12 protein-coding genes are annotated in these 9,657 nt (G+C 63.4%); 7 read left to right on the forward strand and 5 right to left on the reverse strand.

Annotated elements, in window-relative coordinates:
- Window positions 1–105: 105 nt before the first annotated feature.
- The 3 genes from ENZ75_RS10610 to ENZ75_RS10620 all read left to right on the forward strand — a co-directional run bounded on the left by ENZ75_RS10610 (window position 106) and on the right by ENZ75_RS10620 (window position 1,665).
- Complete coding sequence (locus ENZ75_RS10610) at window positions 106–753, forward strand: ThuA domain-containing protein (protein ID WP_063168682.1); 648 nt, start codon at window positions 106–108, stop codon at window positions 751–753.
- A 59-nt stretch (window positions 754–812) separates the two neighbouring features.
- Window positions 813–1,157, forward strand: a complete 345-nt coding sequence (locus tag ENZ75_RS10615; RefSeq protein ID WP_013530500.1) for a hypothetical protein — start codon at window positions 813–815, stop codon at window positions 1,155–1,157.
- A 94-nt stretch (window positions 1,158–1,251) separates the two neighbouring features.
- Window positions 1,252–1,665, forward strand: a complete 414-nt coding sequence (locus tag ENZ75_RS10620) for a hypothetical protein (protein ID WP_063168681.1) — start codon at window positions 1,252–1,254, stop codon at window positions 1,663–1,665.
- Window positions 1,666–1,675: 10 nt separating this feature from the next.
- Here ENZ75_RS10620 and ENZ75_RS10625 read toward each other — a convergent pair whose 3' ends face one another.
- Entirely contained in the window at window positions 1,676–3,700 is a 2,025-nt protein-coding gene (locus ENZ75_RS10625) for an amidase (protein ID WP_063168680.1), read from the reverse strand.
- Between the two features lie 143 nt (window positions 3,701–3,843).
- On the opposite strand from ENZ75_RS10625, the gene ENZ75_RS10630 reads away from it, so the two are divergent.
- A complete protein-coding gene (locus ENZ75_RS10630) occupies window positions 3,844–4,119 on the forward strand; it encodes a hypothetical protein (RefSeq protein ID WP_128278090.1) in 276 nt (91 codons plus the stop codon).
- An 88-nt stretch (window positions 4,120–4,207) separates the two neighbouring features.
- Here the strand turns inward: ENZ75_RS10630 and ENZ75_RS10635 are convergent, their stop codons facing one another.
- The 4 genes from ENZ75_RS10635 to ENZ75_RS10650 are packed head-to-tail and all read right to left on the reverse strand — an operon-like array spanning window position 4,208 to window position 8,096.
- Window positions 4,208–5,293 (reverse strand): Gfo/Idh/MocA family oxidoreductase, encoded by a 1,086-nt coding sequence (locus tag ENZ75_RS10635; RefSeq protein WP_063170299.1) that lies wholly within the window; start codon window positions 5,291–5,293, stop codon window positions 4,208–4,210.
- A gap of 39 nt (window positions 5,294–5,332) precedes the next feature.
- Window positions 5,333–6,097 (reverse strand): ATP-binding cassette domain-containing protein, encoded by a 765-nt coding sequence (locus ENZ75_RS10640; protein ID WP_063168679.1) that lies wholly within the window; start codon window positions 6,095–6,097, stop codon window positions 5,333–5,335.
- Window positions 6,094–7,095: an ABC transporter permease gene (locus ENZ75_RS10645; RefSeq protein WP_063168678.1), complete on the reverse strand. Its 1,002-nt coding sequence runs from the start codon at window positions 7,093–7,095 to the stop codon at window positions 6,094–6,096. The genes ENZ75_RS10640 and ENZ75_RS10645 overlap by 4 nt, the downstream gene beginning before the upstream one ends.
- Window positions 7,092–8,096: a substrate-binding domain-containing protein gene (locus ENZ75_RS10650; protein WP_063168677.1), complete on the reverse strand. Its 1,005-nt coding sequence runs from the start codon at window positions 8,094–8,096 to the stop codon at window positions 7,092–7,094. Before ENZ75_RS10650 ends, ENZ75_RS10645 begins: the two co-directional genes overlap by 4 nt.
- Before the next feature lie 412 nt (window positions 8,097–8,508).
- Between ENZ75_RS10650 and ENZ75_RS10655 the strand changes: the two genes are divergently transcribed.
- The 3 genes from ENZ75_RS10655 to ENZ75_RS10665 form a co-directional block, all read left to right on the forward strand.
- The gene (locus ENZ75_RS10655; RefSeq protein WP_013530508.1) at window positions 8,509–8,742 is read left to right on the forward strand and encodes a hypothetical protein; all 234 of its coding nucleotides are present in this window, start codon (window positions 8,509–8,511) and stop codon (window positions 8,740–8,742) included.
- A gap of 120 nt (window positions 8,743–8,862) precedes the next feature.
- Window positions 8,863–9,060: a hypothetical protein gene (locus tag ENZ75_RS10660; RefSeq protein WP_013530509.1), complete on the forward strand. Its 198-nt coding sequence runs from the start codon at window positions 8,863–8,865 to the stop codon at window positions 9,058–9,060.
- Between the two features lie 245 nt (window positions 9,061–9,305).
- Window positions 9,306–9,657: SDR family NAD(P)-dependent oxidoreductase (locus ENZ75_RS10665; protein ID WP_128278091.1), on the forward strand; the 352-nt coding region annotated here is incomplete at its 3' end.

A 9,657-nucleotide genomic window follows, 5' to 3' on the forward strand; every position in this document is an offset into this window, starting at 1 on the left:
CTACAACGCGCATGTCATCGAGGCGATCCTGACCCATGTCGCTCCAGCGCTGGGCTGGCGCTGACGCCGGATCGATCAGGGCCGAGTTTTCCAGGGAGGTACACAATGCCAAAGAAGGCCTTGATCGCCTGGGGCGGCTGGGAGGGCCATACGCCGGAGCAGAGCGCGAAGCTCGTTCGCACCTTGCTTGAGCGAAACGGCTTCGACGTCACGCTGGGTGAGGGCACGGCGATGTTCGCCGGTCCGGAGCTTGCTTCCTTCGATCTCATCGTGCCTGTCATCACGATGTCGACGATCGAAAAGGCCGAGTTGCAGAACCTGACGCTTGCGGTTCGCGGGGGAAGCGGGCTCGGCGGTTTCCACGGCACGATGGGCGACAGTTTCCGCAATGAGCCTGACTATCAGTTCATGACCGGCGGCCAATGGGTGGCGCATCCCGGCAACATCATCGACTACACTGTCGCGATCACCCGGCCGGACGATCCGATCACAAAAGGCATCAGCGATTTCGCCTACCGGTCGGAGCAATATTACATGCATGTCGACCCAAGCAATGAGGTGCTGGCGACCACCACCTTCACCGACGCGCATTTTCCGGGGATAGGCGGCGTCGTCATGCCGGTCGTCTGGAAACGGCGCTATGGGGCGGGGAAGGTTTTCTACAGTTCCCTTGGTCACACGGCGGATGAGTTCGCGGTGCCGGAAATGGCGCTGATAGTGGAGCGGGGTTTGCTTTGGGCGGCGCGGGGGTAGAAGCAGGCGAAGTTCGTGAAAATCTGATGGAATTCACAGGAAATCTACGGAGATATCCAATGAACGATTCCAGTTGGTCCGCTTCCGAAAAGAAGCTCGCCCGCCACGCCTTCGATAAGGCTCTTGAGGCGGCCCTCGCAAAGACGATGGCCGAATTCAAGAGCAAGGCCAGTGCGGTGACGGTTCCCTCCCAGATGTGGGAGCTGGAAGCCTATTTGCGTGAACAGCGGCGGGATATCGATCGGACGTTCGACTACCGCTATTCGCAGCTCCTTTATGTCTTCACTCATCTCATCCGAGCAGGCTGCCTCGATGAAAAGCTGCTTGCCGGTCTGTCGCAAGACAAGCGGGATGTCATTCGGCGGGACCTTGCCTTTGCGGCGGGACGCCCGGCCAGCGGATGACGACGGCAGGGAGTGCGGCCGCGTCCCAATCCCTGCCATGCTGGAAAGCGGCCGTTGTCGTACTACCATCCCGTCACATGGCGAGGGGGATGAGATGGACCATCAGCGTACTGTTTTTCTGATCGGAGCAGGTTCCGTTGGTGACGACGAGCAAGCCGTGTTCACGCTGCACGTGAACGGCGCTGCCTGCAATCTGAAATGCAGTTATCGGGACAAGGTGATCGAGGCAGAAGAGGAAGACTTTTTCGAGGCTCTGTTCCAAATCCGTCAGGCACTCGAAGTCGATGGCCTGCTACCCTTCTGTTACGGAGCAAGCGCCAATGTTTATCCGGAAAATACCGTGATGGAGAAAAGTCGCGGATTGATAGCCTGCAAGGTGAAGACGGGGCAATTTCCGCAAGAGAGCGATCTGGTCGACATATTTGATGATGGCGTCGACGTGGTTCCGGTTTTCGTCCATATGCAGCAGGAATTTTGGGAAGAATGGCTGACTTCGCTGCCTTCCTAGCTGCTGGCGTTCATCCAATCCCGCCCGTAAACAGATAGGCGCCGGCGCTGCGCCCATCCTCCAGCCGCACAATAGCCGTCACGATCGAGCCATACGAGCCACGCCAGACGCTGTGGAACCGCTGGTGCTCTGCGGCCGGAACCAATGCCTGTCCACAGCAGCGCGCTCCGCTTCGCTGGATGGCGACAGGCTCGCCGTTGACATGCACCTTGACGCTGGCGTGTTCCGCCTCGGCGTCGATCGGCAGGTCGAGGGTGATGGTGATCTCGTCCTGATCGCCGGTCGTGCGCGTCTCGGCGGCAAGCGCAATGACGAGCGGAGGTGCCTTGCCGCTACCGGTTTGCGTGGGCCGGCGGGAAAATACATCTTCAGTCAGTTCCGGCGTGCGTGGGGGCAGGGTGCGGCGCCGGGTCGACTGTTCGTAGTCGCCGGCCATGCGCAGCAGCCTTTCGTCGTCATAGGCCTTGCCGGCGAAGGTCAGGCCGACCGGCATGCCGATATCGGCCATGGTTCCCATCGGCACGGTGACGGTCGGGATGCCAAAATGGCGCCAGACCAGATTGCCGTTGGCGACCCAGGTGCCATTGCGCCAGGCAAGGACGGCGGACGCCTCGTCGATGTCTGCATCGGCCGGTCCGACATCGGCGGCGGCGGGCAGCACCACGGCGTCGATGTCTTGGCCGTCCAGCCAGACCTCGAAATCGATCCGCCTTGTTGCTTCGAGGCCCTTCAGTCCGTCTTCCAGCGTTGGAATGTCTGCGAACGGCGTGACGCCGGACCGCGCCCGTTCCACATATTCTCTCAGATCGAAGCCGCCCTCATAGCGGTCGGGCAGCGTGCCGGGCGGCTGCGGGAAGATCTTTGGGCCGTCGACGGAGACGAGATCGGGCACGGCCGGGTCGGCATTGGCGCGCAAAAAGTCGTCCCAGCCCCAGATGCTGAGATCCCAGAGTTCGCGCTCGGCGAAGTCCTGCGGCACCAGCCCGCGCTCGACCATGGTGCGCGCCCCGGGGCGGTCGCGCTCGTAGTTGGAGACGACGGGGAAATCGACCTCGATCACCTCGGCGCCAAGCCGCTTGAGATCGGCCGCTGCCTGCTCCCACAGGGCAAGCACCGAGGCGCGGGTTTCGATCGGCGCATCGGCCTCGCTGTCGCGGCCGATATACATTCTGGGCACGCCCAGGCGCTTGCCTTTCAACGACCCCGCCAGTGCGAGATCGGTATAACGGGGCGGCCGCACATCGGAGCTTTTCGGCAGCTTGACCCAAGGCTGCGCGCGCCAGAAATCGCCTCGCGCCTCGGGATCGTCGGCGACGATCACATCGAGCAGTTCGAGCATGTCGGCCACGCTGCGCGTATGCGGCACGACGACATCCATGGTCGGCACCAGGGGCCAGTTGCCGCGCACAGAAATGACGCCGCGCGACGGCGTGTAGGCGACCAGCGCATTGTTGGTGGCCGGCGCGCGGCCGGACGACCAGGTTTCCTCGCCAAGCCCGAAGGCGCAGAAGCTGGCCGCTGTCGCCGTGCCGGAGCCATTGGACGAACCCGATGCGAAGGCGGCGGTGAGATAATCGCCATTGTACGGACTTTCGGCGCGGCCATAGACGCCGCGCTGCATGCCGCCATTGGCCATTGGCGGCATGTTGGTCAGCCCGATCAGCACCGCACCGCCGGCGCGCAGCCGGGCTATGGTGAAGGCATCCTCATTGGCAATGAGATGCTCGAAGGCCGGCGAGCCGGCGGCCACCGTCAGGCCTGCAACCTTGTAGCTGTCCTTGGCGGTGTAGGGGATGCCGTCGAGCGGTCCGAGCACGGCGCCGTTGCGGCGCCGCTGGTCGGAGGCCGCCGCCTGCTCAAACATGTCAGGGTTGAGCACTGGGACGGCATTGAGGCTGATGCCGTGCCGGTCGAAATGCGCGATGCGCCTGAGATACGCCCCGACCAGTTCGACGCTGGTGACGGTGCCGTGATCGAGCGCGCGGCGCAGTTGGTCGATCGTCGCTTCGACGAGGTGAAGGCTGGCGTCGGTCATCACGGATCCCACATTTCCACGCACCATGGATGAGCGAGGCCGCAGGCTTCGGCAAGAGCCTATCGCGGTCTTCTCGGAACTTTTGTCCGGCTGGCGGTTTTGGATGTATGGTGCGATTCCGGAATGGCCAGAAGGGTGTGCCGATGACCACGAAATGCGTTGCGATCCTAGCTCTCGCGGTTGCTACGGGCGCGAGTCTTTGCGCCCCGGCCTTGGCTGGCGACGGGCATTACGACCGCCGGGTCCACTCCGAACGCTACGTTCCCGCCGAAGGCGATCTCATCGATATCCTGTTCGGCGGCCCGCACTACTACGATCAGCAGTTGGTGACGACGGCGGCTGGCGCGTGCTCCTACCATCGCGTTGGACCCGACGCGAATGCATTGAACAAGATCAACGATCATCACTGCGGGAAATAAGGCAGTAGGGCAGTAGGGCAGTAGGGCAGTAGGGCAGTAGGGCAGTAGGGCAGTAGGGCAGTAGGGCAGTAGGGCAGTAGGGAGCGCCTCAACGCTGGCCGCTCTCCTTCATACGCTCGATGATTTCGGCCATCAGCGCCAGGTCGCGGCGGGAATCGGCGAGGTCGGTCAGCGGCTTTGTTCCTTCGGCGATGTGGCGGTGGAAAATCTCGAGTTCATTCGAGAAAGCATCGCCGTAGAGAGGGCCGAAGGCTTTCGTCACCGGGCCGAGCGGGCCGGCATCGGTGACCTCCAGCCGCGTCGGCAGGCTGCGGATGTAGGGCGTGTCGTAGATGATGCGCACGCGCCTGGTGTTGGAGCGCACCTCGATCATTGCGTCGAACAGGCCGAGATCGTCGACCACCGCGTCGTAGAGACAAGCGAAATGGCCATAGTCGAAGGTGACCGATGTGTTGGCGCCGCCATTGGTGCGGTGCGCGGCCAGCACGCGCGCCGGCTCGCCGATCAGCCCGCGCATCGCTGAAATGTGGTGCGAGGAAAGCGCCGTCAGCCCGCGATAGGCGCGCACCAGGTCGGCCGGCGCGTCGGCACCGACGACTTCGCGGATCAGCGCGTCGCGCTCCTTGGCGCCACGCGCCAGCAGGGCCGGGTCTATGTCGTTGGGATAGAGGACGTTCTGGCTCTTCTTGAGGAAATGCCGGCCCTCCGAGATCAGGTCGAAGATGCGGACATGGGTGATGTCGGCGAAGGCCGGCAGCTCGTCCCTGGCGGCCAGATAGGCCGGCGCGTAGCGGCGCATATAGCCGACGAACAGGGTCTTGTCGTAACTCGGCATCAGCGCCAGCAGATCGTCGATCTCGCGCACCGTCAGACAGGCAGGCTTTTCCAGCAGGATATGTTTGTTGGCAGCAATCGCCGCGTGCACGAAGCGGCTGTGGGTGTCGTCGGATGACAGCACGAACACCGCGTCGATGTCGGGTGACGCTATTAGCGCCTCGGCCGTCTCGAAGGTTCTTGCCGTCAGGTGTTGCGAGGTGCACAGCGCCACCAGGCTGGGCGACACGTCGTACACGCCCGCGATCACCCAGCGCTCGCGCTGATCGCTCAGCACCGGCAGATGGATCGACTGGGCGACCTCTCCAAGACCTATAAGTCCGACACGAATTGGTGCCACCGGCAAACTCCCTTTGATTTCAGGTCTGATGCTGCAGGACTATGCCGCGCCGGTGACCAGCGCGACGAGCTCGTTGCCTGATGTCTCCGAGGCGCGCACGGTCGCCGCCATCTTTCCCGCCCGCATCACCCAGATCTGGTCGGACAGGCGGCGGACCTGATCGAAATTGTGGCTGACCAGGATGACTGAGACCGACTGCTCGCGCAGGCGTCGGATCAGCGCCTCGACATTGGCCGTCTCCTGCACGCCGAGCGCCGCCGTCGGTTCGTCCATCACCACCAGCTTGGCGCCGGAGCCGACAGCGCGGCAGATCGAGATCGCCTGCCGCTGGCCGCCCGACAGGCGCCGCACACGCTGGTTGATCGACGGCACGTTGATCGACAGGCGCGACAGCATGGAACGGGCCTCGCGTTTCATCGCCTTGCGGTCGAGGAAAGCGAAGGGACCGATGCGGCGCACGATCTCGCGGTTGAGGAACAGGTTCTGCGCGACCGTCAGTTCGTCGATCAGCGCCAGGTTCTGGTGCACGGTCTCGATGCCGGCCTTGCGCGCCTCGTCGGGATTGGCGAAGGGCCGCGCCCGGCCGTCGAAGAACAGATCGCCGGCGTCGGGCTGATGCACGCCGACCAGGCTGCGGACCAGCGTCGACTTGCCGGCGCCATTGTCGCCGATCACGGCGGTGACCTCGCCGCGGCGGGCCTGGAAGGCGACGTCGGTGAAGGCGCGGATGCCGCCGAAATGCTTGCTCAGCCCTTCGCAGGCGATGATCGCCTCAGCGGCGGGGATGTGATGGGGAGCGCTCATTTCTGATACCGCATGATCAGCGCCGCCAGCACCACGATGGCTCCCACGGCAAGCGGTTGGTAGAAAGCCGACACATTGAGCAAGGTCAGGCCATTGACGAGTGCCGTGAGCATCAGCGCGCCGATGGCGGGCCCAAGAATGCTGGCGCGGCCGCCGAACAGGCTGACGCCGCCCAGCACCACCGCCGCCACCGAATTCAAGAGCAGGCTGGTGTTGATCTGCGGTTCGGCCGAGCCGATGCGGGCGACCAGGAGAATGGCCGCGACACCGGCGCAGAGACCGGAAATCGTATAGGCGGCGATCTTGACCCGGTTGGTGCGGATGCCGAGCGCGCCGGCACTTTCGGCCTGGCCCCCGGTGGCAAGCAGATGCACGCCGAAACGCGTGTGGTAGAGCGCGATATGGGCGACGATGACGGCTGCGATCGCCACCCATACGGGATAGCTGAACGGTCCGAACGAGCCGGAAGCGAGCCTGAGCAGGAAGGTCGAGCCGACCATGGTCGGTTCACCGCCCGACAGGATGAGGCCAAGGCCAGTGATGCCCGACAGCGTGCCGAGCGTCACCACGAAATCGGGGATTTTGCCTGCCGTGATGATCAGCCCGTTGAGGAAGCCCACCGCGCTGGTGGCGAGAACCGCGAGCACGCAGGCGATGAAGATGCCGTAGCCGGCGGCATTGACGAGGCCGAGGATGATGGCGCCGAGCATGACGGCTGCCGCCAACGACAGATCGATGCCCGAGGTGGCGATGACGAAGGTCTGGCCGATCGACAGCACGACCAGGATCGCAGCCGCCAGCAGCAGCGCCTGCAGATTGGCGACGCTGAGAAAGACCGGCTGGGCGATGCCGAAGACGATGACGAGGCCGACCAGGCCGACGACGGATGCCCAGTCGGCCCAGAAGGAGGGATCGAGGAGGAGAGCCGCCAGGGAGGGACGGCTCTCCTCCGCACCCGCCGAATGGGCGGCGGGCGCGTTGTCTGCAGGTGTGCTCACTTCAGCATCTCGCGGAAGGGATCGGGATAGTCGCCGCCGGGACGCGGAAAATTCTTTAGCGACGCTTCGGCATTGTCCTTGTTGATCAACAGCACAGGTGCCGGCACGTTGGCCGGCAGTTCCTTGCCCTTGGCCGCGACCGCACAGGCTTCGACGCCCATGGCGCCGACGACATAGGGGTATTGGGCGACGGTGGCGGTGAGTTCGCCTGATGCGATCGACTTCAGCGCATCGACAATGCCGTCTAGGCCGATCACCTTGACGTCCTTGCCCGACGTCCGCACGGCGCGCTCGACGCCAAGGGCCATGATGTCGTTGGCGGCGAAGAAGCCGGCGAGGTCCGGATGGGCGGCGAGGATATCGGTGGCGGCGGTCAACGCCTTTTCGCGATCCCAGTCAGCGCTGACCATCACCACGATTTCGAGCTTGCCTTCGACGGCCTGCCTGAAGCCCTTGATGCGGGCGTTGGAGCCGACATCGCCGACGATGCCGGCGACCAGCGCGACCTTGGAACCCTTAGGCACCAGCTTCAGCATCTCTTCGCCGGCCAGCACGCCTGCGGCGACGTTGTCGGTGCCGATATAGGTCGAGACGGCAAAGCCGGCGGCCTTGGCCTGCTCGGGGTCGATGGTCGAGTCGATGTTGACGATCGGCTTCTTCTTTTGGGCGACCGGCACCAGCGCCTGGACGAGGTTGGAGACGCTGATCGGGTTGACCAGGTAGCAATCGAAATCCTGCATGGCCATGGCGGTCAGGCGGTCGGCCTGGCCGGTGGCGTCACCCATGTTGGCGGCGGCCTGGACGCTGACACTGACGCCGTTGGCCTTGGCCTGCTCCTCGATGCCCTTCTGCATGGTCTGGAAGAATGGATTGTCGAGGCCTTTGACGATGGCGGCGACTTTCGCCGCATCCTCGGCGTGGGCGGGTGCCGAGACGATGGTTGCAAGCATGCCGGCGCCAAGCAGGCTCGTGCCGAGTTTCAGGCAATTGAACATGCGCATGGTTTTTCCTCCTCCTGATTGTTTTATGGGCTGCATCGATGTCGCCGTCCGGCGACTGCAATGTCCGACGGCGCGCAAGCGACCCCGGCCCCTGGCGCGACGATCCGCCAACGGACTGCTGCCAGCTTGGGGATGTGCGGACTGCCGCCCCGGTTCGGGCGCTTTTCGATGTCAGGCATTGCTCCTCCCAGAGCGCCGGCCGATGCCATGCCGGCGTTTGCGCATGTTTTATAAAAAATTGACACGCGTCAAGATTTAAAATGTGCGTAGCGATTTTTGACTGCGCGCCCTGCGGGCATGACTGTCCTGCCGGCATGCGCTACAACCAAGGCGCGAAAAAAACTGCCAGCCTAGGGAACCACTAGGGGGATGTCCGCGTTGGTCGCTACTTTTGTGCAGAGGGAGGTTTGGGGTGGGGCGTTTCGAAATCGTGGAAGAGCCAACGGGTACGTTTTCGATTTTCGACACCGTCACGGAATTGCCGGCAACGGCCAAAGGGGGCGTGTGCATTGGGCTTTATCGGCACGAAGTGCCTCTGGCACTGCTTGCAGCGGTTGAAACGGTCCAGCCCGGCCATTTTTCGCTCCTGCCCTCATTGTCGGTGTTGAACGACTGGCGGGCTCATCGAGACGATCTGCTGGCATGAGCAAAGCTGCCCGATGTCGCATCAAAAATCATACGGTATGGGAAATCACGCCCTGTTGTCGAAAGCGGCGGTGAGGCATGGAAAGCAAGGGGAGGTTGCAGTGCGTTGGGAGGTGAAGCAATGTCTGATCAGGACGACCTGATCCGAGCTGCCATCGGACGGCTGCTCGCCGAGAAGACAGGCGCCGCCGTCATATCGATGAGAGAGAGCGTCACCGAGCTTCTGGCGCTGACCGGTGCCGCACTGGACGAAAGACTCCAAGACCTGCTGCTGGAAATGGCCGAAGTCCGCGGCATGATGGTCGCTCTCGACTTCTGAACATATCCGGCTGGGATGCTGCAGCATGGACCGGCAGCGCTTTCATCGCCGGCAGCCTCTAACCTTACTGCGTCCAATATCGGGCATCGCATTTTAGGCCGAAAGCGGACAGGCAGCTTTCCGCCCGATCGCCAGTATTGCCGGCATGTCGCGGATCGTCGCCGCGACAGCGCGCCTCGCCAAACCTTGGCTCTTTTTCCGACCCTCAAACGTCTTAGCTACAGTGAAGCTAAGGAGCAGGGTCGATGAGCCTCAGGAATAAAGAAATCGTGGTCACCGGTGGCAGCCGTGGGCTTGGCCTCGGATTGGTCGAGGCGCTGGTCGAACAGGGCGCCAGTGTGACCGTCGTTGCCCGTGGCGTCGAGGCGCTGGATGCGGTCGGTGCGCGGCTTGGGGTCGCCACTATCCGCGCCGACGTTGCGGAGGAGGGCGCGGCCTATCGCATTCTTAGCGAGGTTCGTCCTGACGTCGTGGTCCTGAATGCTGGTGCCACGCCCCGGATGGGCCGGTTGGACCAACTGAGCTGGGAAGATTTTTCAATCGCCTGGGAAACCGACGTCAAGGCCGGGCTATACTGGCTGCAGGCGGCGCTCAACC

This window comes from Mesorhizobium sp. M7A.F.Ca.CA.002.04.1.1 (assembly GCF_004022805.1).
Classification (GTDB): domain Bacteria; phylum Pseudomonadota; class Alphaproteobacteria; order Rhizobiales; family Rhizobiaceae; genus Mesorhizobium; species Mesorhizobium ciceri.

Bases quoted from the DNA above. Each gene is read 5' to 3' on its own strand.
- ENZ75_RS10610 (WP_063168682.1), top strand. From the start codon at position 106: ATGCCAAAGAAGGCCTTGATCGCCTGGGGCGGCTGGGAGGGCCATACG.
- ENZ75_RS10615 (WP_013530500.1), top strand. From the start codon at position 813: ATGAACGATTCCAGTTGGTCCGCTTCCGAAAAGAAGCTCGCCCGCCAC.
- ENZ75_RS10620 (WP_063168681.1), top strand. From the start codon at position 1,252: ATGGACCATCAGCGTACTGTTTTTCTGATCGGAGCAGGTTCCGTTGGT.
- ENZ75_RS10625 (WP_063168680.1), bottom strand. From the start codon at position 3,700: ATGACCGACGCCAGCCTTCACCTCGTCGAAGCGACGATCGACCAACTG.
- ENZ75_RS10630 (WP_128278090.1), top strand. From the start codon at position 3,844: ATGACCACGAAATGCGTTGCGATCCTAGCTCTCGCGGTTGCTACGGGC.
- ENZ75_RS10640 (WP_063168679.1), bottom strand. From the start codon at position 6,097: ATGAGCGCTCCCCATCACATCCCCGCCGCTGAGGCGATCATCGCCTGC.
- ENZ75_RS10650 (WP_063168677.1), bottom strand. From the start codon at position 8,096: ATGCGCATGTTCAATTGCCTGAAACTCGGCACGAGCCTGCTTGGCGCC.
- ENZ75_RS10660 (WP_013530509.1), top strand. From the start codon at position 8,863: ATGTCTGATCAGGACGACCTGATCCGAGCTGCCATCGGACGGCTGCTC.